The sequence below is a fragment of the Lentzea jiangxiensis genome (assembly GCF_900104175.1).
Classification (GTDB): domain Bacteria; phylum Actinomycetota; class Actinomycetes; order Mycobacteriales; family Pseudonocardiaceae; genus Lentzea; species Lentzea jiangxiensis.
In genome coordinates, this window is record NZ_FNIX01000004.1 from 176,071 (window position 1) to 199,900 (window position 23,830).

The 23,830-nt window shown below is 70.1% G+C and carries 23 protein-coding genes; 6 read left to right on the forward strand and 17 right to left on the reverse strand.

Translation table 11 applies throughout. The features are described 5' to 3' along the window. Positions 1–5: 5 nt before the first annotated feature. Entirely contained in the window at positions 6–380 is a 375-nt protein-coding gene (locus tag BLQ91_RS14805) for a YccF domain-containing protein (RefSeq protein WP_090097410.1), read from the forward strand. Positions 381–389: 9 nt separating this feature from the next. On the opposite strand, the gene BLQ91_RS14810 is transcribed toward BLQ91_RS14805, so the two are convergent. The 5 genes from BLQ91_RS14810 to BLQ91_RS14830 all read right to left on the reverse strand — a co-directional run bounded on the left by BLQ91_RS14810 (position 390) and on the right by BLQ91_RS14830 (position 4,582). Beyond that, positions 390–785: a VOC family protein gene (locus tag BLQ91_RS14810; protein ID WP_090097745.1), complete on the reverse strand. Its 396-nt coding sequence runs from the start codon at positions 783–785 to the stop codon at positions 390–392. A 107-nt stretch (positions 786–892) separates the two neighbouring features. Next, a complete protein-coding gene (locus tag BLQ91_RS14815; RefSeq protein WP_090097411.1) occupies positions 893–2,488 on the reverse strand; it encodes an AMP-binding protein in 1,596 nt (531 codons plus the stop codon). Positions 2,489–2,501: 13 nt separating this feature from the next. After that, positions 2,502–3,287: a metallophosphoesterase gene (locus BLQ91_RS14820; RefSeq protein ID WP_090097412.1), complete on the reverse strand. Its 786-nt coding sequence runs from the start codon at positions 3,285–3,287 to the stop codon at positions 2,502–2,504. Positions 3,288–3,340: 53 nt separating this feature from the next. Next, the gene (locus tag BLQ91_RS14825; protein ID WP_245733429.1) at positions 3,341–4,132 is read right to left on the reverse strand and encodes an HAD-IIA family hydrolase; all 792 of its coding nucleotides are present in this window, start codon (positions 4,130–4,132) and stop codon (positions 3,341–3,343) included. Between the two features lie 3 nt (positions 4,133–4,135). Further along, a complete protein-coding gene (locus BLQ91_RS14830; protein WP_090097747.1) occupies positions 4,136–4,582 on the reverse strand; it encodes a MarR family winged helix-turn-helix transcriptional regulator in 447 nt (148 codons plus the stop codon). 116 nt (positions 4,583–4,698) lie between these two features. Here BLQ91_RS14830 and moaA point away from each other — a divergent pair, with 116 nt between their 5' ends. After that, entirely contained in the window at positions 4,699–5,757 is a 1,059-nt protein-coding gene (gene moaA, locus BLQ91_RS14835; RefSeq protein ID WP_176959756.1) for a GTP 3',8-cyclase MoaA, read from the forward strand. Beyond that, positions 5,754–6,020 (forward strand): MoaD/ThiS family protein, encoded by a 267-nt coding sequence (locus BLQ91_RS14840; RefSeq protein WP_090097414.1) that lies wholly within the window; start codon positions 5,754–5,756, stop codon positions 6,018–6,020. The genes moaA and BLQ91_RS14840 overlap by 4 nt, the downstream gene beginning before the upstream one ends. Here BLQ91_RS14840 and BLQ91_RS14845 read toward each other — a convergent pair. Further along, complete coding sequence (locus BLQ91_RS14845) at positions 5,984–8,380, reverse strand: ATP-binding protein (RefSeq protein WP_090097415.1); 2,397 nt, start codon at positions 8,378–8,380, stop codon at positions 5,984–5,986. The two genes, BLQ91_RS14840 and BLQ91_RS14845, sit on opposite strands and share 37 nt — an antisense overlap. A gap of 455 nt (positions 8,381–8,835) precedes the next feature. Between BLQ91_RS14845 and BLQ91_RS14850 the strand changes: the two genes are divergently transcribed. Continuing rightward, positions 8,836–9,498 (forward strand): transglycosylase family protein, encoded by a 663-nt coding sequence (locus BLQ91_RS14850; protein ID WP_090097416.1) that lies wholly within the window; start codon positions 8,836–8,838, stop codon positions 9,496–9,498. A 285-nt stretch (positions 9,499–9,783) separates the two neighbouring features. On the opposite strand, the gene BLQ91_RS14855 is transcribed toward BLQ91_RS14850, so the two are convergent. The 5 genes from BLQ91_RS14855 to BLQ91_RS14875 all read right to left on the reverse strand — a co-directional run bounded on the left by BLQ91_RS14855 (position 9,784) and on the right by BLQ91_RS14875 (position 12,883). Continuing rightward, the gene (locus BLQ91_RS14855; protein WP_090097417.1) at positions 9,784–10,209 is read right to left on the reverse strand and encodes a molybdenum cofactor biosynthesis protein MoaE; all 426 of its coding nucleotides are present in this window, start codon (positions 10,207–10,209) and stop codon (positions 9,784–9,786) included. Next, the gene (locus BLQ91_RS14860) at positions 10,206–10,676 is read right to left on the reverse strand and encodes a MogA/MoaB family molybdenum cofactor biosynthesis protein (protein WP_090097418.1); all 471 of its coding nucleotides are present in this window, start codon (positions 10,674–10,676) and stop codon (positions 10,206–10,208) included. Before BLQ91_RS14860 ends, BLQ91_RS14855 begins: the two co-directional genes overlap by 4 nt. Further along, positions 10,673–11,146, reverse strand: a complete 474-nt coding sequence (gene moaC, locus BLQ91_RS14865) for a cyclic pyranopterin monophosphate synthase MoaC (RefSeq protein ID WP_090097419.1) — start codon at positions 11,144–11,146, stop codon at positions 10,673–10,675. The genes BLQ91_RS14860 and moaC overlap by 4 nt, the downstream gene beginning before the upstream one ends. A 50-nt stretch (positions 11,147–11,196) precedes the next feature. Then, positions 11,197–12,582 carry an NAD-dependent malic enzyme gene (locus BLQ91_RS14870; protein WP_090097420.1) on the reverse strand — a complete coding sequence of 462 codons (1,386 nt, stop codon included), beginning with the start codon at positions 12,580–12,582 and terminating at the stop codon, positions 11,197–11,199. A 115-nt stretch (positions 12,583–12,697) separates the two neighbouring features. Further along, positions 12,698–12,883: a hypothetical protein gene (locus tag BLQ91_RS14875; protein ID WP_090097748.1), complete on the reverse strand. Its 186-nt coding sequence runs from the start codon at positions 12,881–12,883 to the stop codon at positions 12,698–12,700. A gap of 84 nt (positions 12,884–12,967) precedes the next feature. On the opposite strand from BLQ91_RS14875, the gene BLQ91_RS14880 reads away from it, so the two are divergent. Next, the gene (locus BLQ91_RS14880) at positions 12,968–15,220 is read left to right on the forward strand and encodes a helicase-associated domain-containing protein (RefSeq protein WP_090097421.1); all 2,253 of its coding nucleotides are present in this window, start codon (positions 12,968–12,970) and stop codon (positions 15,218–15,220) included. A 189-nt stretch (positions 15,221–15,409) separates the two neighbouring features. On the opposite strand, the gene BLQ91_RS14885 is transcribed toward BLQ91_RS14880, so the two are convergent. From BLQ91_RS14885 to BLQ91_RS14900, 4 genes are all read right to left on the reverse strand, one after another. Further along, on the reverse strand, positions 15,410–16,015 hold the full coding sequence (locus BLQ91_RS14885) for a GTP-binding protein (RefSeq protein WP_030470877.1): 606 nt from the start codon (positions 16,013–16,015) through the stop codon (positions 15,410–15,412). Next, positions 15,996–16,580, reverse strand: coding sequence for a DUF742 domain-containing protein (locus BLQ91_RS14890; RefSeq protein ID WP_245733430.1), 585 nt, complete (start codon positions 16,578–16,580; stop codon positions 15,996–15,998). The genes BLQ91_RS14885 and BLQ91_RS14890 overlap by 20 nt, the downstream gene beginning before the upstream one ends. Positions 16,581–16,796: 216 nt before the next feature. Beyond that, a complete protein-coding gene (locus tag BLQ91_RS14895; RefSeq protein ID WP_030470879.1) occupies positions 16,797–17,216 on the reverse strand; it encodes a roadblock/LC7 domain-containing protein in 420 nt (139 codons plus the stop codon). Then, positions 17,213–20,548, reverse strand: a complete 3,336-nt coding sequence (locus tag BLQ91_RS14900) for a sensor histidine kinase (RefSeq protein WP_245733431.1) — start codon at positions 20,546–20,548, stop codon at positions 17,213–17,215. The genes BLQ91_RS14895 and BLQ91_RS14900 overlap by 4 nt, the downstream gene beginning before the upstream one ends. 484 nt (positions 20,549–21,032) lie before the next feature. Between BLQ91_RS14900 and BLQ91_RS14905 the strand changes: the two genes are divergently transcribed. After that, positions 21,033–22,010: an ABC transporter substrate-binding protein gene (locus BLQ91_RS14905; protein WP_090097424.1), complete on the forward strand. Its 978-nt coding sequence runs from the start codon at positions 21,033–21,035 to the stop codon at positions 22,008–22,010. A gap of 150 nt (positions 22,011–22,160) precedes the next feature. On the opposite strand, the gene BLQ91_RS14910 is transcribed toward BLQ91_RS14905, so the two are convergent. After that, positions 22,161–22,964 carry an LppU/SCO3897 family protein gene (locus tag BLQ91_RS14910; RefSeq protein ID WP_090097425.1) on the reverse strand — a complete coding sequence of 268 codons (804 nt, stop codon included), beginning with the start codon at positions 22,962–22,964 and terminating at the stop codon, positions 22,161–22,163. 85 nt (positions 22,965–23,049) lie between these two features. Then, complete coding sequence (locus tag BLQ91_RS14915; RefSeq protein ID WP_090097426.1) at positions 23,050–23,607, reverse strand: LppU/SCO3897 family protein; 558 nt, start codon at positions 23,605–23,607, stop codon at positions 23,050–23,052. Between the last annotated feature and the right edge of the window lie 223 nt (positions 23,608–23,830).

The window sequence follows — 23,830 nt, forward strand, 5'->3', positions numbered from 1 at the left end:
GACGCATGCGCCTCGTCCTGAACGTGATCTGGCTGGTGCTCGCCGGTTTCTGGATGGCGGTCGGGTACGCGGTCGCCGGTCTGGTCTGCTGCATCCTGATCATCACGATCCCGTGGGGCGTCGCGTCGTTCCGGATCGCGAACTACGCGCTCTGGCCGTTCGGCCGCGAGGTCGTGGACAAGCCGGGGGCGGGCACCGGGTCGCTGCTCGGCAACGTCATCTGGATCGTCGTCGCCGGCGTCTGGCTAGCGATCGGCCACGTCGTCACCGGCATCGCGCTGTGCGTGACGATCATCGGCATCCCGCTCGGCATCGCGAACTTCAAGCTGGTGAAGGTCTCACTGGTGCCGCTGGGCAAGGAGATCGTCGAGCTCCCGTGAGGGGCACGGCTACCGGGCCTCGTCGCCCAGCATCTCGTGCAGGCAGAGGATGTTGCCCTCGGTGTCGGTGAACCACGCCGCGCGCTCGTCGCCCATCACCGCGATGTGGCCGACCGTCTTGAAGCCGGGCAGGTCGTAGTCCTCGAAGCGCACGCCCCGGCCCTCGAGCTCGCGGATCTCGCCCTCGAGGTCGGGAACCTCGAAGCTGAGCACCGTGTGCCCGGTCTGCGCACCCTTCTCCGCGGGCATCAGCCCCAGCGCGTCACCCCGGCCGAGGGCGAAGACCCGCGTGCCGTCCGGGGCCGTGGTGACGGGCTCGAGACCGAGCATGTCCGCGTAGAAGCGGCCGGCGCGCTCGGGGTCTTCGACGGGCAGCATCGTCGTGGTCCTGGTGGCGGTGAGCATGCGCGCCTCCTTCGACGGGGACCACTGATGCTGCGCTCCGGACAACCCCTTCCACCAGGGTCTTTACGCCTCATCGCCCCGTAGTCCGGCGACCACGGTCCGTCCGGTCAGGCGTGCTCCGCGCTGTCGTCCAACCCGAGCAGCTCCACCGACCTGGCCCGCATCTCCACCTTGCGGATCTTGCCGGTCACCGTCATCGGGAAGTCCTCGACCACGTGCACGTACCGCGGGATCTTGTAGTGCGCGAGCTTGCCGGCGCAGAACTCCCGCACGGCCTCGGCGGTCAGCTCCCCGGCGCCCTCGCGCAGGCGCACCCACGCCATGAGCTCCTCGCCGTACTTCGCGTCGGGCACCCCGACCACCTGGGCGTCGAGCACGTCGGGGTGCGTGTAGAGGAACTCCTCGATCTCGCGCGGGTAGATGTTCTCGCCGCCGCGGATGACCATGTCCTTGATGCGGCCGGTGATGTTCACGTACTCGTCGTCGTCCATCACCGCGAGGTCGCCGGTGTGCATCCAGCCCGCGGCGTCCACCGCCTCGGCCGTCTTCTCCGGTTCGTTCCAGTAGCCGAGCATGACCGAGTAGCCGCGCGTGCACAGCTCCCCCGGCTCGCCGCGCGGGACCGTGAGGCCGGTCCCAGGGTCGACGATCTTGACCTCCAGGTGCGGGCCGACGCGGCCGACCGTCCCGACACGGCGGTCGAGGGAGTCGTCGACGCGCGTCTGCGTCGACACCGGGGAGGTTTCGGTCATGCCGTAGCAGATCGAGACCTCGCGCATGCCCATCCGGTCGACGACCTGCTTCATCACCTCGACCGGGCACGGCGAGCCCGCCATGATGCCGGTGCGCAACGACGACAGGTCGTAGCCGTCGGCCAGGTCGAGCATGGCGATGAACATCGTCGGCACGCCGTAGAGCGACGTGCACTTCTCCTCCTGCACCGCCGCAAGGGTCTTCGCCGGGTCGAACGCCGGCGCGGGGATCACGACGCACGCGCCATGACTGGTGGCCGCGAGGTTGCCCATGACCATGCCGAAGCAGTGGTAGAACGGCGGCACCACGCAGATCCGGTCGTGCTCGGTGTAGTCGATCAGCTCGCCGACGAAGTAGCCGTTGTTGAGGATGTTGTGGTGCGACAGCGTCGCGCCCTTGGGGAAGCCCGTGGTGCCGGACGTGTACTGGATGTTGATCGGGTCGTCGCGGTCCAGCTCCACGTCCGGGAGCTCGTCGCCGGTCCACCCCGGGTCGTCGACGAAGACGACGTGCTCCAGCCCGGGGCAGCGCGGCCGGACCTCGTCGATCATGGCCGCGTAGTCCGAGGTCTTGAACGACCGCGCCGACACCAGCGTGTGGATGCCGGCCTGGTTCAGCACGTACTCCAGCTCGTGCACGCGGTACGCCGGGTTGACGTTGACCAGGATCGCGCCGATCCGGGCGGTCGCGTACTGCACGAAGACCCACTCGGCGCAGTTCGGCGCCCAGATCCCGACCCGGTCGCCCTTGCGCACGCCCAGCGAGTGCAGCCCGGCGGCGGCCTGGTCGACCTCGGCCGAGAGCTCCGCGTACGTCCACCGCCGACCTGTTGCCTTGTCGACAAGTGCCTCACGATCCCCGAACCGCGCGACCGTGGCCGCGAGGTTCGCGTGGATCGTGTCGCCCAGCAGCGGGGCGGTGGACGTGCCCGAGGAGTAGCTGAGGGTCATCCCCAGACCGTAGTCAGGTTCCCGCGTAGGGCAAGGGCACGACCAGGCACGGACCGCCGCTGTAGAGGCCCGCGTCGATCGCCAGCACCTTGTCGTCGGCGTACACGAGAGGCCCGTCGATCTGGTCCGGCGGCACGCCGAGCTGGTCGGCGATGACGCTGTGCCCGTGCACGATCCGGCTGCCGCCGAGGGTCGCGAGCAGCTCGTCCGCGATTTCCGGGCCCTGCGGACCGCGGAACGCGTAGCGGGTCGTCATCTTGCGCCAGCACTCCCACCACTCGACCAGGTCGTCGCTCTCGAGCACCTCGCGGACGGCCTCGTTGACCTCCTCGATCGAGGACCCCCATTCGAGGTAGGCCGCCGTGTCGGAGTGCATCAGCAGGTGGTCGTCGCGCAGCTTCAGCACGGGCCTCGTGGTGAGCCACTCGACGTGCTCGTCGGTCAGCCGGTCCTGGTCGCTGCGCAGGCCGCCGTTCAACAGCCAGCTCCGCGCGAACGACCGCGGGCCGAGGCTGTCCGGCACCTGCTCGTCGCCGAACCGGTGCATGCCGAGCAGCAGCACCTCGTGGTTGCCGATGAGCGAGCTGACCGTGCCGCCCGCCTCCGCGGCCTCCTCGCCCAGCCGCATGACCAGGTCGATCACGCCCACGCCGTCGGGGCCGCGGTCCACGAAGTCGCCGAGGAACCACAGCTCGGCCTCGCCGCCCGACCAGTGCCCCTCCTCGTCGCACAGCCCGGCGACGTGCAGCGCTCTGATCAGTTCGGCCAGGTGCCCGTGCACGTCACCCACGACGTGCATCGGGCGTCGATCCGTGTCCACCTCCGCGACGATAGGTGATGGATCCTCGCGCGTCAGCGGTCAGTCCAGTCGCCGAACGGGTCCGCGGAGTGACCGACGAGCTCGGCGATCGACTTCAGCACGCGCGTCGGGCGGTACGGGAACATCTCGGCCGTCTCGGCGCTGAAGACCCCGGACAGCACGAGGATGGTCGACAGGCCCGCTTCCAGGCCGGACCGCACGTCGGTGTCCATCCGGTCGCCGATCATCAGCGCCTGCTCGGAGTGCGAGCCCAGGGCGCGCAGGGCCGAGCGCATCATCAACGGGTTCGGCTTGCCGACGTAGTACGGCTCACGTCCGGTGGCACGTTCGATCAGCGCGGCCACGGCGCCGGTCGCGGGCAGCGAGCCCTCGCGCGACGGGCCGGTGGCGTCGGGGTTGGTCGCGATGAACTTCGCGCCCTCCTCGACCAGCCGGATGGCCTTCGTGATCGCGGTGAAGCTGTAGGTGCGCGTCTCGCCGAGCACGACGTAGTCCGGGTCGCGGTCGGTCAGCACGTAGCCGATCTCGTGCAGCGCGGTCGTGAGGCCGGCCTCGCCGATGACGAACGCCGAGCCGTTCGGGCGCTGCGAGTCGAGGAACCGGGCCGTGGCCAGCGCGGACGTCCAGATGGACTGCTCCGGGATGTCCAGGCCGGTGCGCTGCAGACGTGCCCGCAGGTCCCGTGGCGTGTAGATGGAGTTGTTGGTGAGCACGAGGAACGGGGTCTCGGAAGCGCGCAGCTCCGCGACGAACTCGTCGGCTCCGGGGATCAGGTGCTCCTCGTGCACGAGGACGCCGTCCATGTCCATCAAGTAGTGCCACATGGCCTAAGTATCGATCACGCGCTTGCGGAACGTCTCGGTCTGGAGCTTGAGATAACGCTCGATCACCTCGAGCTCGGCCGCGTCGAACTGCTCGAGGACCTCGACCATGCTGTCGCGGGCCTTCTCGAACGGCGCGCCGAACTTCTCCAGGTCACCGGGCGTGACCTCGACGAGGACCTTGCGGCGGTCGTGCGGGTCCCGGACACGGCGGACATAACCGGCGCGCTCCAGCCGGTCGATCACGCCCGTGACGGCACCGGTGGACAGGCCGGAGAGCTCGGCGATGCGCCCGGCGGTGAGCGGTCCGTCGGCCCGCATGGCGAGATCGAGGCACTTCTCGTCGGTCGCGGACAGACCCATCTGCTCGGCCACGCGCGCGTGGAACATGACGGTGAGCGCGCTTTGCTCCCGCATGTACCAGGTGAACCTCTCCATCACTTCCGGTTCCATGCCGAACATCTTAGCTAGTAAGACAACTGGTGGTGAGGCTGCGCCGATCGGGGCGGACCGTGAGAAATCTCTTTCGTGGAGTCACCTGCAAGGAGTTGTTCATTACGCTGAACAAGGTGACAGCAGTGGAGTTGGGACTACCCGTCGTGCGCGGCACACCCGACGCGTCCACGCGTCCGGACTCGCCCCTGCTCGTCGACAGGTTCGGCCGGGTGGCGAAGGACCTGCGGGTCTCGCTCACCGACCGCTGCAACCTGCGCTGCACCTACTGCATGCCGGCCGAGGGCCTCGACTGGCTGGCCAAGGACGAGCTGCTCACCGACGCCGAGCTGATCAGGCTCATGCGGATCGCGGTGGTCGACCTGGGTGTCACGGACATCCGGTTCACCGGCGGCGAGCCGTTGCTGCGGCGCGGCCTGGAGCAGGTCATCGCCGCGACCGCCGAGCTGGAACCGCGCCCGCGCATGTCGATGACGTCGAACGGCATCGGGCTCGCCCGCCGCGCGCGGTCGTTGAAGGACGCCGGCCTGAACCGGATCAACATCTCGCTCGACACCCTCGACCCCGCGAAGTTCGCGACGCTGACCAGGCGAGACCGCATCACGGACGTGCTGGACGGCCTCGACGCCGCTCGTGAGGCCGGCCTGGAGCCGGTGAAGGTCAACTCCGTGCTGATGCGCGGCGTGAACGAGGACGAGGCCGTCCCGCTGCTGCGGTTCTGCGTCGAGAACGGCTACCAGCTGCGGTTCATCGAACAGATGCCGCTGGACGCGCAGCACGGCTGGACGCGCACGAACATGGTCACGGCCGATGAGATCCTCACGAAGCTCTCGGCCGCCTTCACGCTGACCCCGTCGGAGGTCCCGCGCGGTGGTGCCCCGGCCGAGCGCTGGCTGGTCGACGGCGGCCCCGCGGTCGTCGGCGTCATCGCGTCGGTGACCAGGCCGTTCTGCGCCGCCTGCGACCGCACCCGGCTCACCTCGGACGGCCAGATCCGCAACTGCCTGTTCAGCAACGGCGAGACCGACCTGCGCGCACTGCTGCGCGACGGCTCCCCCGACTCCGCGATCGCCGACGCCTGGCGCGCCACGATGTGGGCCAAGGCGGCCGGTCACGGCATCAACGACGCGGGCTTCTCGCAGCCCGACCGCCCCATGAGCTCCATCGGAGGATGACAGTGAGCACCGCCGTGAACGTCCGCTACTTCGCGGGTGCGCGGGCCGCGGCCGGGGTGGCCGACGAGGACCTGCTGCTCGACGCCGCCGAGCCCACCGTGGCGCTCGTGGTGAGCACCATCGGCGAACGGCACGGCGACAAGCTCGGCAAGGTCCTCGCGGCGTCGAGCTTCCTGCTGGACGGCGTGGCGGTGCGCGACACGTCCACGCGCGTGCCCGCCGGGTCTCAGCTGGACGTGCTGCCGCCGTTCGCGGGCGGCTGAGCGGCCAGGAACGCCTCCGCACGAGCCACCACGGCGCCCTGCTCGCGTGCCTTCGCGAGGTCCAGCGCCTCCCCGGCGACTGCCCCGTCACCGGTCGCCTCGGCCAGCGCGAGCAGCGCCTGGGCCTCCAGCAGCAGGTCACCGCTGTCCCTGACGTCCCGCACCAGTTCCCGGGCAAGCGCCGGGTCGCGCCTGGCCGGCGTCAGCTGCGCCTTGTGCCGCCCCACCGGGTAGCCGATCCGGTTCGCCAGCTCGACGGCCGCGTCGAAGTCCTCCAGCACGACCAGCGCCTCCACCTGGACCCGGACGTCGTCGGTGTCCCTCGCCACCTCCAGGCTCCGCGTCGCCAGCAGCCGCGCCTGGTCGCGATCACCGGTCTCGGCGGCGATCCCGGCGAGGTTGACCAGCACGTTCGGTTCGTCCTGCGTCGACCGGGCCTCGCGGTACAGGGCGAGCGCGGCCTCCAGGTACCGGCGCGCCTCCTCGTGCTCGCCGAGCTCCCGGTGTGCCACCCCGAGGTTCTCGAGGGCCGCGGCGGTGTTGGACGGGCTGCCGCACTCCTGCAGCACCTGCCTCGCCTCCTCGAAGCAGGCGATCGCCTCGCGCAGCTCCGCTCTGGCCCCGTGGACCGTGCCCACGTTGTACAGGGCGGTCCCCAGGAAGACCTGTTCGCCGCCCCGTCCCCGCCGCACCAGCACCGACTCCTCCATCGCGGCGAGCGCGCCGGCGAGATCGCCGGTCTCGCGTTTCACGAGACCGATGTTGTTGAGCAGCGCGGCCCTCGTACGGTCGGACGTCGCGAGGCCCAGTGCGGCGCCGTAGTCCTCCAGCGCCTCGCCGTAGGCACCCCTTTGCCAGTGCAGATGCCCCCTGCCGATGAGCATCGCGGTCTGGCACGTGGCGTCCCCCGCCGCACGCGACGACCGCAGACCCGCCGCCACCACCTCGGCCAAGTCCTGCAGGTAACCGCCCTTGTTGAGGAAGCCGCGCACCGAGTCGGCCAAGTGGCTCGCGAACGGGTGCGGCGCGACGTGCACCGCCGCCACGAGCACCTGGCGTTTCGCCTCGAACCACGCCAGCGCCTCCCCGACGTCCGCGAACATCCGGCTCCCGCCCTCCGGCGGCAGCGGGTCCAACCGCTCCATCTGCGGGGTCACCCGGAGTGCGGCATGCCGTGCCGTCGCCAGATAGAAGGACAAGAGCCGCCGCACAGCGCGCGGTCCCCCCTCACCCACCTGCTCCGAGGCGAACAGCCGGATCAGGTCGTGCAGAGCGAACTGCTCCCCTGCCCGTTGCACGAGCCCGGCGCGCACCAGGACGTCGAGCAGGCGAGCAGCGTCCTCACCGGACAGATCGGCGAGCGCGGCCGTGTCCTCCACGTCGAAGTCCGCGCCGGGGTGGACGCTCAGCAGTCCGAAGAGGTGGCGTGCGTCGTCCGGCAAAGCCTTGTGGGACAACGCGAACGCCGCGCGCACCGCTGCGTCGCCCTCGATCTCCAGCGCGTCGAGCCTGCCATCGCCGCGCAGCTCGTCGAGGTAGTCGGGCAGGTGCCGGTCCGCCAGGTGGGCGCCCGCGATGCGCAGCGCCAGCGGCAGGTGCGCGCACAACCTGATCAGCTCGGCGCGGTCGTCCGGCGAGCCGTCGACCCCCATGCGGTCGAGCAGCGCACCGGCCTCGTCGTCGGCCAGCACGTCGAGACCGGTCTGACCGGGGAGCTCGGTGCGGCTGGTCACGATGGCCGTGCAACCTTCGACGCCGGGCACGAGCGGACTCAGCTCGGTCGCGTTGTCCAGCAGCACCAACACCTTCCGGCCCCGCAGCTTCGACCGGTAGAGCGCGATCTGCTCGTCGCGGTCGAGCGGGACGTTCGCGGGCGGTACGCCCAGCGCACGCAGGAAGCGGCCCAGCGCCTGGTCGAGGCCGACGGCCGGGCCCGTCGCGAAGCCGCGCAGGTCGACGTGCAGCTGGCCGTCGGGGAAGCGGTCGCGGATGCGGTGCGCGAGCTTGACCGCGAGCGCGGTCTTGCCGACGCCGGGAGGACCGGTGATCGCGAGCACGGCCGAGGTGGAGGTGGACAGCGCGGCCAGTTCGTCCTCGCGGCCGACGAAGTCCGGGAGGTCCGCGGGGAGCTGCGCCGGGCCGGGCGCGCGCACGACGAGCCGGTAGCCGGAGGCGTCCGTGACGATCTCGTCGTCGACGGACCGCCTCAGCCTGCGCACCAGGGTCCGCAGCGCGGGCAGCGGCTGCGCCGGGGCCTCGCCGCCCCAGACCGCGCGGACGAGGTCGCCGAACAGGACGGGCTGACCGGCCTTCTCCCTCAGCGCGCGGTGCAACGCCGCCTGCCGGGTCTCCTTGCTCATGCACCTGATCTTGGTGGCTCGACCCGCTCCGGTCGACCGCGTCGCGCCTCTGCCGGACGCCTCCGGCAGGCGTCGCGGGAGTCGCCACGAACGGCCGACACACGTGAGCCATGCCTCACTTTGAGTGATAGATCTCGATCGATCTCAGAAGGGAAACGGAACGATAACGACGCCCTGAGCTGCAGAGACGCGGGCTTAGCACAAGTTTCCGAGTCGTTACCGTGATGCGCGTCACAGCTCGAAACATTTGGAGACCGGCTCGCCGGTTACGTACGGTCGCTCCTCGGCTGGCCCCGACCAGTCACGAGCTAGACCGGAGGACCGTGCACCGAACCCAGTCCTAGGGTTCTCCGGAAAATCCCCGAGCGAGAGAAACCGCCGGATTGGGAGCGCAGGAACGCACCGGGCCCGAACCCGAGTTTCCTGGCAGCAGGTGTGGGTGGACCGAGAGGCACATGGCTTTCAACCGAGGCAACAAGGGCAAGCAGGGTTCCGCCGCTCGCACCATCGCCAAGGTCGCGGCTGTCGGCATCATCGCCGGCGCCCCGCTGGGCCTGGCCGTTGGCACCGCCAACGCCGCCCCCGGAATGGACTGGGACGCCCTCGCGCAGTGCGAGGCAAGTGGTAACTGGGGCGCCAACACGGGCAACGGCTACTACGGCGGCCTGCAGTTCACGCAGCAGACCTGGAACGCCTTCGGCGGCCAGGGCAACCCGGCCAACGCCTCCCGCGAGCAGCAGATCGCTGTCGCCGAGCGCGTGCTGGCCGGCCAGGGCCGCAACGCGTGGCCGGCCTGCAGCGCCAAGCTGGGCGCGGGTCAGGTCACCCAGCGCACCGCCCCGGCCCCGCAGCAGCGGAAGGCCCCGGTGCAGCAGAAGGCGCCGGTGCAGCAGAAGCAGCAGCAGCGCCAGGCTCCCGTGCAGCAGGCGCCGGTCGTGGTCCTCGACGCGTCGAAGTCGAACCCGAACGGCAACTACGAGATCAAGGCGGGCGACACCCTGTCGAAGATCGCCGAGGCCAACAAGGTCGCAGGCGGCTACCAGGCCATCGTGGAGAAGAACAAGGGCTTCGTCACGAACCCCGACCTGATCTTCCCGGGCCACAAGATCCTGATCTGAGCAGGACCAGGACAGGCCGCATGATCGCCGGCCCCGCACCCGTGGGCTGACACAGGACCAGGGACCTCACCGTTACCCCCCCCCCCCCCCGACGGTGAGGTCCCTGCCTGCGTCTCCGGGTGTCGGCCGGCGCGGAGCGGATGCCTCCGGCAGCGGGTGGACGCGGGCTGCCGGGGTGCTGGTCGAGGCGAGCCGGGCCGGGCAGGGTCCGGCACCGCCGAGGTGCGGCGAGCGGGGGCAGGCGCTGGGCGCGCCGCGGAAGGTCCCGGCTCGCCAGGGCCGGGCTCAGGGGCAGTTGACCCACTCGTCCTGCCCGTCGGAGAACACCTGCCGCTTCCACACGGGCAGCCGGGCCTTCACCTCGTCCACCAGGTCGGAACACAGGGCGAAGGCCTCCCCCCGGTGCTCGGCGGCCACCGCGCAGGCCAGGGCCACGTCACCGATCTTCAACGGCCCGACCCGGTGCGACACGGCGATCCCGTGCACGCCGGAGTACTTCGTGGCCAGCGAGGAGACCACCTCGACGACGACGTCCTCGGCCGAGGGGTGCGAGTGGTACTCGAGCTCCAGCACCGACCGCCCACCGTCGTGGTCCCGGACGACACCGGCGAAGGTCACCACCGCGCCGGCGCGTTCGGACTCGACGAGAGCGGCGTGCTCCTCCACCGACAACGGCTCCGACGTCACGACGGCCCGCAGCACCACGCTCATCGGTGGTCACCTCCACGCAGTTGGTCGAGCGCGTGCTCCACGACGGTGCCGAGCACGTCCAGCCCGTCCCGCACACCTCCGGTGGAGCCCGGCAGGTTGACGACCAGCGTCCGGCCCGCCACACCGGCCACCCCGCGCGACAGCACGGAGCCCGGGACCCGCGGCCAGCCGGACATGCGGATCGCGTCGGCCAAGCCGGGGATCTCGTAGTCCAGCACGGCCCTGGTCATCTCCGGGGTCCGGTCGGTCGGGTTGATGCCGGTGCCGCCGGTCGTCACGACCAGGTCGGCACCACCGGCCACCGCGGCGGCCAGGGCCTCGCGGACCGGCTCACCGTCCGGCACGACCACCGGCGCGGACGCCGAGAACCCGCGCTCGACGAGCCACGCCAGGATGATCTGACCGCTGCGGTCCTCGTACACACCGGCGGCGGCGCGGTTCGAGGCCGTGATCACCACTGCCTTCACGGGCGTTCCCACAGGCCGGTCTTGCCGCCTTCCTTGCGCTGCACCCGCACCGCGTCCAGCGAGGCGGCCGGGTCGACGGACTTCACCATGTCGTGCAGGGTCAGCCCCGCCACGGACACCGCGGTCAGGGCCTCCATCTCGACACCCGTGCGGTCGGTGGTGCGGACCGTGGCCGTGATCAGGACCGAGTCCTCGGCCAGGGCCAGGTCGACCACCACCGACGACAGGGCGATCGGGTGGCACAGCGGCACGAGCTCCCAGGTGCGCTTGGCCGCCATGATGCCCGCGATCCGGGCGGTGGCCAGGGCGTCGCCCTTGGGCAGGCCGTCGGCTCCCAGCAGCTCGACCACCTCGGCGGTCGTGTGCAGGATTCCGGTGGCCACGGCGGTCCGGGTGGTCTGCTCCTTGCCGGAGACGTCGACCATCCGGGCCGCGCCCTGGGAGTCCAGGTGGGTGAACTGCTTGGTCATACGGCGATCGTAGGCCTGCCCCTGACCGTTGCCCCCGGTCGAACGGCGGTCTACGAGGCCGCCGCCGCCTTGCGGACCGCCTCGGCCACGGCGGGCGCGACGGTGTTGTCGAAGACCGACGGGACGATGAACGAGGCGTTCAGGCGGTCGCCGTCCACCACGTCGGCGATCGCGGCCGCCGCGGCCAGCAGCATCGCGTCGGTGATGGTCCTGGCGTGCGCGTCCAGCAGGCCGCGGAAGACGCCGGGGAACGCCAGGACGTTGTTGATCTGGTTCGGGAAGTCCGAGCGGCCGGTCGCGACGACGGCGGCGTGCTGCTGGGCCTCCATCGGGTCGATCTCCGGATCCGGGTTGGCCAGCGCGAACACGATGGCGTCCTTCGCCATCGTGGCGACCTGCGCGGCACCGAACAGGTTCGGGGCCGAGACGCCGATGAACACGTCCGAGCCGACCAGGGCGTCGTGCAGGCGTCCGGACTGGTTGTCCCTGTTGGTCGACTCGGCGATCGACTTCAGGTTCGAGTCGAGGCCGGGGCGGTCGCGGTGCACGATGCCGTCGACGTCCACGGCGATGATGTCGCCCGGCGTCTGGGCCTGCAGCAGGCGGATGATCGCGGAACCGGCGGCGCCGACACCGCAGACCGTGATGCGGCAGTCCTTGATGTCCTTGTTCACGACCCGCAGCGCGTTGCGCAGGGCGGCGACGACGACGATGGCCGTGCCGTGCTGGTCGTCGTGGAAGACGGGGATGTCGAGCTTCTCGCGCAGGCGGGCCTCGATCTCGAAGCAGCGCGGCGCGGAGATGTCCTCGAGGTTGATGCCGCCGTACACGGGAGCGATGAGCTCCACCGCGCGGATGATCTCCTCGGTGTCCTGGGTGTCCAGGCAGACCGGCCAGGCGTCGACACCGGCGAACTTCTTGAACAGCGCGGCCTTGCCCTCCATCACGGGCAGGGCGGCGGCGGGACCGAGGTTGCCGAGACCGAGCACGGCCGAGCCGTCGGTGACCACGGCGACGGTGTTGCGCTTGATGGTCAGGCGGCGCGCGTCGTCCGGGTTCTTGGCGATGGCCTCGCAGACACGGGCGACACCCGGCGTGTACGCGCGGGAGAGGTCGTCGCGGTTGCGGAGCGGGACCTTCGACGAGATCTCGATCTTGCCGCCGAGGTGCACGAGGAACGTGCGGTCCGACACCTTGCGGACGACGATGCCGGGCAGCGTCTCCAGCGTGTCGGTGATGTCCTTGGCGTGGTTCGCCGAGAGGGCGTTGCAGGTGAGGTCGATGACGACGCGGTCGTTGTGCGACTCCACGACGTCGAACGCCGTGATCACGCCGCCCGCGCGGCCGACGGCCGAGGTGAGGTCACCCGCGGCGCTCGCTGACGGCGGCGCCTCCAGTCGAACGGTGATCGAGTAACCAGGGCCGGGGACCGGCATCGTCGTCCTCCCACGAAGTGCTGCTCAAGCGGGAAACGAGCCTATCCCCGGGCCCTTTGCGGTACGCACGCGACTCGGCAGTTTTAAGACCGCCCTGACAGTCCGATGAGGACGTTCAGGACTTGTTGATCTCGGTGACCGGGTGCGTGTAGGGCAGGTCGTCCACCGGCAGCGGGAACGTCACCGTGCCGAACGGGGAGAGCGCACCCTGCAGGTCGCTGGTCAGTTCGGTGACGGGGTGACCGCCGTCGGGGCCATCCGGCCAGTGCGGGTCGACCCGTCCAGGGCGTCCTTTCGCCACGTTCTCCTCCTCGGTGGTGCCGATGACGCCACAAGTGTGACAGAGCACGACGCGATCTCCAGCGACCCATATACCGTGGTGAGAATGTCCGGCATCACTCTCGCCGACTGGCTGCGCGCCCAGGACGACGCCTCGCTCGTGGCGCTGCTGCGCGCGCGTCCGGACCTGGCGACGCCCCCACCTGCCGATATGTCCGTGCTCGCGACACGGGTCGGCACCAGGGCGTCGATCGCGCGCGCCTGCGAGGACCTCGACACGTTCGCGCTGGCCGTGCTCGAGGGCCTGGTCGTGCAGGGCGCGGACGCCGCGCCCGTGGCGTTGCCCACACTCGCGGGGCTGCTCGGGCCGGACGTGAAGCCCAAGCCGCTCAAGCAGGCGGTCGCGCGGCTGCGGTCCCTGGCACTGGCGTGGGGCGACGACGACGCGCTGTCGGTCCCGCCCCTCACGCGCGAGGCGTTCGGCCCCCACCCAGGCGGACTGGGCCGGTCGACGGGCCGGACCTACGACCTCGACGGCATCAGCGAGGGCGAGCAGCGCGTCCTGCGGAAGCTCGCCGCCGGCCCGCCCATCGGCGACACCAAGGACGCCTCGCGGGTCGTGCCGCTGGAGAAGGCCGAGACGCCGGTGCAACGGCTCCTGGCGCGCGGTCTGCTGCTGCGGCGCGACCCCGGCACCGTGGAGCTGCCGCGGGAGATCGCCCTCGAGCTGCGCGGCGAACGCCCGCTCGGCCCGGTCCAGGTCACCGAGCCGAAGCCGAAGACCACGGCGTTGCAGCAGTCGAGCGTCGACGCGACCGGCGGTGGCGAGGCCCTGGAGCTCGTCCGGCACGTCGAGAACCTGATCGCGAGCTGGTCCGCCGAACCGCCGCCGGTGCTGCGGACGGGCGGCCTGGGCGTCCGCGACCTGCGCAAGGCCGCCAAGGACCTCGGTGTCGACGAGCAGCGCGCGGCCCTGCTGATCGAGCTCGTGGCCGGCGCTGACCTCGTCGCGAACACCGAGGCCACCGAACCGGAGTGGGTGCCGACGACCAAGGCCGACGTCTGGCTCGCCGCGACGGCCGAGGTCCGCTGGGCCACGGTCGCCCACGCGTGGCTGGAGCTGCCGAGGCTGCCCGCGCTGATCGGCCGCCGCGACGAGAAGGACAAGCTCTTCAACCCACTCGCGGACGAGATCCGCCGCGCCCAGGCCCCCCGCGACCGCCGCTGGGTCCTGGAGGCGCTCGGCGCGTTCCCCCGGGGCACCTCGATCGCGAACCCGGCCGACCTCGCCGCCCTGCTCGGCTGGCGCGCACCGCGCCGGGGCGGGCGTCAGCGCGACGAGCTGGTGCGCTGGACGGTCGAGGAGGGCACCGCGGTCGGCGTGCTGGCCCTCGGCGCGCTGACGAGCGCGGGCCGCGTGCTGCTCGACGAGGGGCCCGGCCACGCCGCCAAGTCCCTGGGCGACGCGCTGCCCGCACCGCTCGACCACGTGCTGGTGCAGGCGGACCTGACCGTCGTCGCCCCCGGCAGGCTCGAACCGGAGCTCGCCGACGAGATGGCCCTGGTCGCGGACGTCGAGTCGGCCGGCAGCGCCACCGTCTACCGGGTCAGCGAGGCCACCGTCCGCCGCGCGCTCGACGCCGGGCGCACCGCCGACGAGCTGCAGGAGCTCTTCAAGCTCCGCTCCCGCACGCCCGTCCCGCAGTCGCTGACCTACCTGATCGACGACGCCGCGCGCCGCCACGGCCGGTTGCGCGGCGCCGCCGCGGGCTCGTTCCTGCGCTGCGACGACCCGGTGCTGATCAGCGAGGTCCTCGCGCACCCGGAGGCGGGCCGGCTGGAGCTGCGCCGGATCGCGCCGACGGTCCTGGTCAGCCCGCTGCCGCTGGCCGACGTGCTGGACGGGCTGCGCTCGGCCGGGTTCGCCCCGGCGGCGGAGGGCCCCGACGGCCAGGTCCTCGACCTGCGGCCGGGCGGTCGCCGGACCACCCCGAGGCAGCGCAGCACCCGCAAGCCGGCGGCACCGGCCGTGCCCGCCGACGAGCGGCTGGGTGAGTTCGTCCGGCTGGTCCGCGCCGGTGACCGTGCCGCGGCGACGCCCCGGGGTGAACGCGTGGCCGTCCCGGGCCACCTCGGTGCCGGTCCGTCCGCGACCCTGTCCCTGCTCCAGCAGGCCGCACGGGCGCGCCGCAGGGTGCTCGTCGGGTTCGTCGACTCCCACGGCACGGCGGCACAGCGCGTGATCGAGCCCCACGTGGTGGGCGGCGGGGTGCTGGAGGGCTACGACCACAGCTACGGAGAGGTGCTGCGGTTCCCACTCCACCGCGTCACGTCCGCCGCTTTGGTGGACGAGGACTGACCGCCGGTCATCACCCGGCGGGGATGCGCGATCACCCGTACGTGGTCGTGCAGCGCTGTGGCGTCGGCTGACGGGCGCGCATCCGAAGACGCCGCGCCGAGCAGGGCACAACGACGAAACGAGCGCTCACCCGCAGGTGGCGCTCGCCTCGTTCAGTTGTCGTGCGGGTCGTACTCCGGTGGGAGGAGTTCAGCCCGCGCGGACGGACATCCACTGGCGCATCGCGTGCTCCACCAGCGTGATGAGCGTCTGCTTGGTCGACTGCCGGTTGCGCGCGTCGCACGTGACGATCGGCACCGACTCGTCGATCGTCAACGCCTCGCGCACGTCCTCCAGCCTGTGGTGCAGGAGGCCGTCGAAGCAGTTGACGCCCACGACGTACGGCAGCTGCCGGTCGTCGAAGAAGTCGATCGAGGCGAACGCGTCGGCCAGGCGGCGGGTGTCGACCAGCACGATGGCGCCGATGGCACCCCGCACGAGGTCGTCCCACATGAACCAGAACCGGTGCTGACCCGGTGTACCGAAGAGGTACAGGATCAGGTCGCTGTCGAGCGACACGCGGCCGAAGTCCATCGCGACCGTCGTGGTGACCTTGTTCGGCGTGGCGGAGAGGTCGTCCACCCCCGCGCTGGCCTCGGTCATCACCGCCTCGGTGGTCAACGGGACGATCTCGGACACCGAGCCGACGAACGTCGTCTTGCCCACACCGAAGCCACCCGCCACCACGATCTTGGCGGAGGTCGTCGGCTTCCGTGCGCCCTCGGCGCCCTGGGGACTAGAGCCTGCGAAGCCCACTGAGCACCCTCTCCAGGAATTCCATGGAAGGCCGGTCCCCCACGACCAGACCGCCCTGGTGAATCAAAACCAAACCCATGCTTGCCATGTCGCCGATCAACACCCGAACGACGCCAAGTGGCAAGCGTAGGAGTGCCGCGACCTCGGCCACCGACCGCGTGTCCACACACAGCCCGCAGATGGACCTGTGCTCGGGAAGAACTGCGGCATCCCGTTCGAGGCCCTTCTCGCTGGTGGAGATCAGCGCCTCGATCGCAAGGTCGTAGTCGGGTCGTGTGCGTCCACCGGTGCGTGTGTAAGGCCGCACCAGTGAACCCGAGTCCGCAGAAGCATTCTCCTCCGGACGCACTTGAGGCTGCGCACCGGTGCTGTACGCCGGTTGGCCGCCAGTGCTGTACACCGGATGCGGACCGGTCGTGTACGGCAGTTGCTCCGGCACCGCCTCCGGCATCTCGTGCTGGCCGAAGAGGTCCGCGCCGGGGCCACCGAACAGCCCGGAGCCGTACCCGTCTATGTCGAACCGGTTCGGCACGTCGTCGTACGGGTACGACGACGAGTCGTCCACCTCACGCTGAGACATATCGCCTAGCCCTTGCCCTGTAACTCGCTCATCGTGGGGCGCGTCCTCGGTTTCCTCTGGTTCTTGGGGTATCGCGTCAGGCTCGTCGAACTGGAACCCACCAGAAGCCCACTCCTGGTAGTTGAAGTTCCTACCGAAGCCACGGCCTCTAGCGCCAGATCTACCAGCCATTTGTTCTCACCCCTGAACTTCAGATGAGGTCTAGCGACGGACCACGCCCTGAAGCTGCGCGCGCAGCTCAGGGGTGAGTTGTTGACCGACTCTCTCCACCAACAGCGTCATCTCGTAGGCCACGAGACCGATGTCGCAGTTGGGTGCCGCCAGAACGGCGAGGCAAGAACCGTCACTGATCGACATGAGGAACAGGTAACCCCGCTCCATCTCGACGACCGTCTGGTTGACCCCGCCTGCCTCGAAGCAGCGGGCAGCACCCTGGGTGAGGCTGACCAGTCCGGACGCGACCGCGGAGAGCTGTTCCGCGCGGTCCCGGGGCAAGCCCTGGGATCCCGCGAGCAACAGCCCGTCCGCGGACACCACAACGGAATGTGCCACGCCGGGCACCCTCCGCACGAAGTCGGTGATAAGCCAACCAAAGCTGCCTGGCTGCGCTGCGGTCGTCACTCCTGCTCCTCGTTCTGCCGGCTCGACTGGTCACCAGCGTATGCCTCGATCAATGCGTGCCGGCCTCGCTTGACACCACTCTGCAGGCTCGACATCCGTCCGCGCACCACGTCAGCGGAGCGGGGCGGCAGCGGCGGGCGCTGTGCTGTCTGCGACAGGCTCTGCGGCTTGGGTGCTGCAGATCCTGGCACGAGCTGAGCCTTCGGTGTCCGTTTCGGCAATCCTGCCGTCGTCTTCGTCTCCGGCGTCTTGTTCAACAACGCCTGAGCCGCGTGCCATCCCTCGTCGGCAGGCGATTGCCAAGCCGACTCGGAAGTGAGTGCCGCCGCTGGAGTCTCCTCCACAACGGGCTCCGGTTCCACAACTCGCTCCTGCTCGGCGGGTGCGATCACTTCTTCCTCGGCCGCCTTCTGGATCTTCGCGCGCGGCTGGCGCACGGGAAGACCAGCGGCGGACGTGGTCGTGGGCGCCACAGCCGGGACGGGCTTGCGGGTTCGGGTCGGGAGCTCCGGTTCGGGCCCGTCCGAGAGCGGAGGGGTCGTCACCGGCTCGTCGATGTACTCGACCGAACCCTTGTCGGCGCCGCCGAGCCTCGGCTCGACGTGTCCGTTGGTGTCGGCGCGGCCGTCACCCTCGGCGGCCGCTGGGACCGGCTGAGCGGCCGAAGCGGACGTCTCGCTGCCCACGGCCTGGAACCACTGCGACAGGACGGCCTCGTAGATCGGCAGGCGTTCCGTCGGGGCGTCCAGGTCGTGCTCGATCTTCTTGCGCGAGGCTTCCGAGGTGCCGTTGCGGTGTGCCATCCCGATGTCGAGGCGGCCCTCGTCGACCGAGGCGCGCGAGACGCCGTTGGACGAGGCGGGCTCGTCCTCGATCGGGGGAATCGGCACGAACTGCGTGGTCTCGTAGCCCGGCTCGAAGGAGATCTCGCCGGCTTCCTCGTTGCGGTCCTCGTAGGCCGTGAAGAGCGTCGGCTCGCCGAACGACCCCTCGGGCTCCACGGCGGCCAGCTGGTCGCGGCGCCACCGCTCGGACGGCGTCACGTCCTCGATCGGCGGGTCGCTGAAGACCGGGATCGCCGTCGCGCCGGCACCGGTGTCGGTGATCGGGCTCGGGACGAAGCTGACCGGGATGCTCGGGCTCGACTCGTCGACCCGCGGCTGCACGCCGGTGGCACCGCCGAAGGCGCCCGCGATGCCGCTGGCCCTCGCCGCGGTGGAGCCGATCTCCGTCGTGTGCTCGGCCGGGGACATCGGCGCGGGCATCACCGGAGCCGGCGCGGACGGCGACATGCCGAACGCGGAGGCGAGCGACCCGGAACCGGACGGCGGGGTCGACACCGGCGTCTGGCCGGGGATCGCGATGAGCGTCTCCGGCACGATCACCAGTGCCGTCGTGCCGCCCTCGATGTCCTCGTTGCCGCGCAGGCGGACCTTGATGTCGTGGCGCTTGGCGAGCCGCGCGACCACGTACAGGCCCATCCGGCGGGAGACGGCGACGTCGACGTCCGGCGGGTCCGCCAGGCGTTCGTTCGCGTCGATGATCTCCTGGTCGCCCATGCCGACGCCGCGGTCCTGGATCTCGATCGCCAGCTCGCCCTTGCGGGTCTTCGCCGTGCGGACGGTGACCTTGGTGACCGGGTCGGAGAACGCCGTGGCGTTGTCCAGCAGCTCGGCGATGAGGTGCACGAGGTCGTTGACCGCGCGGCCCTGGACGGTGACGTCCGGGGTCTGGCCGACCTGCACGCGGGCGTACTGCTCGACCTCGGAGACCGCGGCGCCGAGGACCTCGGCGGCCGGGACGGGCCGGGTCAGGCGCCGCGAGAGGTCCGTGCCCGAGAGGACCAGCAGGTTCTCCGAGTTGCGGCGCATGCGGGTCGCGAGGTGGTCCAGCTCGAACAGCGAGGCCAGCTGGTCCGGGTCCTGCTCGTCCTGCTCCAGGCGGTCGATCAGGTTCAGCTGGCGCTCGACCAGGGCCTGAGAACGACGGGAGAGGTTGACGAACATCGCGTTGACGTTGTCGCGCAGGAGGGCCTGCTGGGCGGCCAGCCGCACCGCTTCGCCGTGCACCGCGTCGAACGCGCGCGCCACCTGGCCGATCTCTTCCCGCGTGTGCACCGGCACCGGCTCGACGGCGGTCTTGGCCGCGTTCTCCGGGTTGGGGTCCGCGAGGATCCGCTCGACCGCGTCCGGGAGACCGTGGTCGGCGACGTCGAGGGCGGTGCGGCGCAGCGTGCGCAGCGGGTTGAGGATCGAGCGGGCGACGAACAGCGCCATGAGCAGCGCGAGCGCGAGGAACGCGAGCACCAGCGCGGACGCGATGTACGCCTGGGTCCTGGTGGCGCCCGCGAGGTCGTCGGTCTTGTTCTGCAGCTGCTCGACCAGCAGGTTCTCGACGTCACGGGTCAGGTTGACCGTCAGCGTCGCCGCGATGTCCCACTTCTCGGACGTCAGCTGCGTGAAGTCCTTGCGGCCGGTCTGCTGGTTGATCGCCGATTCCTGCATGTCGTTCGCGGTGTCGACGATGAGGCCGGTGACGGTGTCGGCGTAGATCTTGGCCTGGTCGGGCGTCGCGGACTTGCGGAAGTCGTTGCGGGCCGCTTCGAGCTCGGCGTCGGCCGCCTGCAGGGCGCGCAGCTGGGCCGGCGTGAACGCCTTGCGCTGGAAGACGTCCAGGAGGATCGCCCGTTTGAGCGACTCCTGCTCCTTGATGCGCGCGATGGCGTTCGTGGTCAGGTGCAGTCGCACCAGTTCCGGGTCGTTGATCTCGGAGATCGTCTGCTCACCGAGGTTGATGAGCGTCTCGATCGACTCCGAGTAGGTGCGCTGGACGGCCTCGGCGGGGTACTGCGTGTCGCGCACCGAGTTGCGGAGGCTGTTCAGGCGGTTGAGCTGGTTGAACGCGACCTGGAAGCGCTCGACGGCCGCCGGGTTCAGGTCGGAGCTGAGTTCGGCGATCTTGTTGTTGAACGCCTCGGTGGTGTCGTTCACGCGGCGCAGCTGGCGCTCGAGGACGACCCGGTCGACCTTCTTGTTGGACGCGACGTAGCTGACCGACAGGTCCCGCTCGCGCTGGAGCTGCTGCACGAGGTCCGCGACCGCCGTCTCGAGGCGGATCTGGTTCGCGAGGTTGTTGAGCTCCGTCGCGGCCTGGAGGTCGCTGCGCACCCGCAGGCCACCCAGGACGAGCGCACAGATCGTCGGGATGAGCAGAACGGCGAGCAGCTTCGTGCGCAACCGCCAGTTGCGCAGGCGCCATCCTGCGGATCGGGCAGGTCCTGAACCGGCTCCGGGCGCGACGTCGTGTTTCACCGAGTCCGGTGTCACGTTCATCGTTCCGTCACCCAGCGCAGCCAGTCCGTCACCCGATTCGGGCCTTTCGGAGCGTGTGGTGTCACCCACGCCAAACTGGCTGGGACCTCTCTCACGTCGGGCCACTCTGGGCTTCCTCTTCCGGCAGCAGTGTCCCGGTCTCTCCCCAGGACCGAGCATGGACTCGTCAAACGGGCCGAATTGCAGCACAGAGGTGGTTCGCCCGGTGAGGCGCCCCTACCCCGTCTGAAGACACGTCGGTCGACAACAACCTGTGCCACCCGGCGGGGAGCGTAATGGTCACCCCCGGCTCTGGGGAAGTCTCCAGAAGCACTCACCGTATCGAGACGGGGTGTCGTTTCATACGTTCAGGTGGTTAACATCCCCGGTTGTCGGCACACTGCACCTCCGTCCGAACGCCCTGTTGGGGCTGTGGACGACCTGGTCTGTGGCGACCCTCACTGATCAATTCGATGCTACTCAAGGCCTACCGGCGAGAGGTGCCATGGCTACCCGAGCCAAAGCTCTGCGGCTTGCCGCAGTGCTCATCACGTGTGTTCTGACCGCGAGCTGCGGCCTGTTCGGAAGTTCGTCGAACGGCGGCACCGCGGACATGGAGCGCAACGTCCTGCGCATCGGCGTGCTGCCGGTGGTCGACGTGGCCCCGCTGCGGATCGCGCTGAACGAGAAGCTGTTCGAGAAGGCCGGCCTGCAGGTCAACCTGGTCACGCAGCCCAGCGAGACCGACGCCATCAAGCAGCTGGACACCACGCTCGACATCACGTGGGCCACGCACGTCAGCCTCTTCCGCGCCGTCGCCGAGGGCACCGAACTGCAGCTGCAGGGTGAGGCCTACCAGGCCGGTCCGAACTCGATGGCGCTGGTCACGGCCGCGACCTCGGACTACGACGACCCGGGCAAGAAGACCAGCCCGCGCATCGCCGTGAACAACGAGACCGACATCGGCGCACTGACGACGCGTGCCGTGCTGGACACCGCCGCGGTCGAGAAGCAGAAGATCAAGTTCTCCTCGATGCCGTTCGCGGACATGGAGAACGCGCTGACGTCCGGCCAGGTGGACGCGGCCTTCATGATCGAACCGTTCATCACGAAGGCGCAGCGCAAGATCGGCGCGAAGATCGTCACCGACACCGCCCGCGGCCCGACGCTGGACTTCCCGATGTCCGGCTACGCGTCGTCGAAGAAGTTCGCCGAGGCGAACCCGAAGACGATGAAGGTGTTCCGGGACGTGCTGCGCGACGCCCAGCAGCGCGCGCAGGCCAACAAGCTGGCCGTCCAGGACTCGCTGACCAGCTACGCCGACGTCGACCAGCCGACCGCGGCCCTCGTGTCCGTGGGCACGTTCCCGCTGTCGCTGAACCCGATCCGGCTCCAGCGCGTCGCCGACATGATGGACACCGAGGACGTGCTGTCGGGCCGTCTCGACGTGCAGCAGCTGCTGCCGCCGGGCACCACGAGCTAGCCCTCAGCGGAACGAGAAAAGGCGGGCCGGTACTCCGGTCCGCCTTTTCTCGTTCCGCCTTTCCCGGTCCGCCTTTTCTCGGCCTGTCACCGCGTGCCGCGCGTGAGCACTTCCGTCACGGCACGGGCACCGGCCGCAACGCTCCTGAGGTCACTGACCGCCGAGCGGCGAGACGCAGTACGTGATGCCCGGCGAAGGCTCGGTGTAGGAGACCGCCGTGGCCTCACCGCAGTCCGCGGTGGCGGCCTTCACGACCTTCTCGACCTTCATCGACTTCTGGACGGAGAACTCGTTGCCGCCCTTGGAGCAGTCGATGACCTTCATGCCCTCCATGTTGATCTTGACCATCTCCTCCTGGTAGCACTTGCCCTCTTCGAGCTTCTCCACCAGGCAGAGCTTCAACGACGACGTGCGCCGGCCGGACTCGGTGTACTCGGCGTAGTCGTCGCTCGGGCACGCCTCCGACGTCGACTTCATGGACTTGGCGATGATGTAGTTCGCCTCGGGCGCGCCGCAGTCGACCTTCTTGTACTTCGGGCTGATCGTGGTGCCCGTGACGCTCGCGCAGTCGCCCGCCTTGGCCGACGGCTCGCCGATGCCGCCGCTCAGCAGGGCCCTCACCAGCAGGACGCCGCCGACCAGCACGACGATGCCGACGAGCGAGCCGATGACCTTGCCGGCACCGCTCTTCTTCGGCGGCGGGCCGTACGGCATCGGCTGGCCCAGGGGCTGACCGGGCATGTGACCGGGCGGAGGGCCGTAGGGGTTCGGCTGGCCGTACGGGTCACCGGGCTGGCCGGGCATCGGGCCGGGCTGGCCCGGCTGGGCGTACGGGTACCCCTGCTGGGGCGGCTGCCCGTACGGGTTCGGCTGGCCGTACGGCTGCTGCGGCTGGCCACCGGGAGGCGGGCCGTAGGGCTGCCCCGGCTGCTGCGGGTGGTTGGGGTCGGTCACTGGGTTTCCTCTCCGACGGGTGGCGCGGAAGACGGCGAAACCGGAGCCGTGGATCACGACTCCGGTTTCGCCGAGGTGGTACCTGCTACGCGGGAGCGCCGACGCAGTAGTGGATCTTCGCCTCGGGGAACGACCGCGCTTCCTCGGCCTCGGGGCACTGCGGTGCGGCGGCGTCCTTGACGACCTTGGTCACCTTGAAGGCGGCCGACCCGGTGCACTCGACGACCTTGGCGCCGACGCCGCCGACGTTGTCGCCGTAGCACTTGCCCTCGAGCAGGACCGGCGCGAGGCAGAGCTTCGTCTTCGGGCCGCGGCGCTGCGTCTGGGTGTACTCGTCGTAGTCCGTGCCGCAGACCTCGCTCGTGCCACCGGCCTTGGCGACCACGTAGTTCGCCTCGGCGGCACCGCAGTCGACCGGCTTGTACTCCGGGCTGGTCGACGTGCCGGTGATGACGGCGCAGTCACCGGCCTTCGCCTGGGCGACGTCGCTGGAGAGGTAGTTGAACGCGTAGATCGCGCCAACGGCGACGAGCAGGCCGACGACGTAGGTCAGGATCCGCTTGCCGATGCTCGACTTCTTCGGCGCGGGCTCCTGGATGGGCTCCGGCGCGGTCGCGGGCGAAGCGGACTCAGTCGTGCTCATGCGGTTCTCTCATTTCCGAATTACCCCAGATGGCCCATGCCCCCCGACACAGCCGGAGCAGACAGTGCCATGTGGAGCGGGAAACCGCTCGGGCTTTACGGAAACGTTACGGCCGCTTGGATCACGTGCGTCGCAGCAGGCGCGTTCCACTTTGGAAGGTCAGTCCACCTGGCCGACGGAGATGGCTCCGCGACAAGGGTTCGCACGCCACGGCAGACACCTG

Excerpts from the sequence above, each read along its gene's own strand:
- BLQ91_RS14880 (WP_090097421.1), top strand. The coding sequence starts at position 12,968 with ATGTCCGGCATCACTCTCGCCGACTGGCTGCGCGCCCAGGACGACGCC.
- BLQ91_RS14805 (WP_090097410.1), top strand. The coding sequence starts at position 6 with ATGCGCCTCGTCCTGAACGTGATCTGGCTGGTGCTCGCCGGTTTCTGG.
- BLQ91_RS14845 (WP_090097415.1), bottom strand. The coding sequence starts at position 8,380 with ATGAGCAAGGAGACCCGGCAGGCGGCGTTGCACCGCGCGCTGAGGGAG.
- BLQ91_RS14900 (WP_245733431.1), bottom strand. The coding sequence starts at position 20,548 with ATGAACGTGACACCGGACTCGGTGAAACACGACGTCGCGCCCGGAGCC.
- BLQ91_RS14820 (WP_090097412.1), bottom strand. The coding sequence starts at position 3,287 with ATGCACGTCGTGGGTGACGTGCACGGGCACCTGGCCGAACTGATCAGA.
- BLQ91_RS14830 (WP_090097747.1), bottom strand. The coding sequence starts at position 4,582 with ATGGAACCGGAAGTGATGGAGAGGTTCACCTGGTACATGCGGGAGCAA.
- BLQ91_RS14870 (WP_090097420.1), bottom strand. The coding sequence starts at position 12,582 with ATGCCGGTCCCCGGCCCTGGTTACTCGATCACCGTTCGACTGGAGGCG.
- BLQ91_RS14815 (WP_090097411.1), bottom strand. The coding sequence starts at position 2,488 with ATGACCCTCAGCTACTCCTCGGGCACGTCCACCGCCCCGCTGCTGGGC.
- BLQ91_RS14825 (WP_245733429.1), bottom strand. The coding sequence starts at position 4,132 with ATGTGGCACTACTTGATGGACATGGACGGCGTCCTCGTGCACGAGGAG.
- BLQ91_RS14840 (WP_090097414.1), top strand. The coding sequence starts at position 5,754 with ATGACAGTGAGCACCGCCGTGAACGTCCGCTACTTCGCGGGTGCGCGG.
- BLQ91_RS14915 (WP_090097426.1), bottom strand. The coding sequence starts at position 23,607 with ATGAGCACGACTGAGTCCGCTTCGCCCGCGACCGCGCCGGAGCCCATC.
- BLQ91_RS14810 (WP_090097745.1), bottom strand. The coding sequence starts at position 785 with ATGCTCACCGCCACCAGGACCACGACGATGCTGCCCGTCGAAGACCCC.
- BLQ91_RS14905 (WP_090097424.1), top strand. The coding sequence starts at position 21,033 with ATGGCTACCCGAGCCAAAGCTCTGCGGCTTGCCGCAGTGCTCATCACG.
- BLQ91_RS14850 (WP_090097416.1), top strand. The coding sequence starts at position 8,836 with ATGGCTTTCAACCGAGGCAACAAGGGCAAGCAGGGTTCCGCCGCTCGC.
- BLQ91_RS14855 (WP_090097417.1), bottom strand. The coding sequence starts at position 10,209 with ATGAGCGTGGTGCTGCGGGCCGTCGTGACGTCGGAGCCGTTGTCGGTG.
- moaC (WP_090097419.1), bottom strand. The coding sequence starts at position 11,146 with ATGACCAAGCAGTTCACCCACCTGGACTCCCAGGGCGCGGCCCGGATG.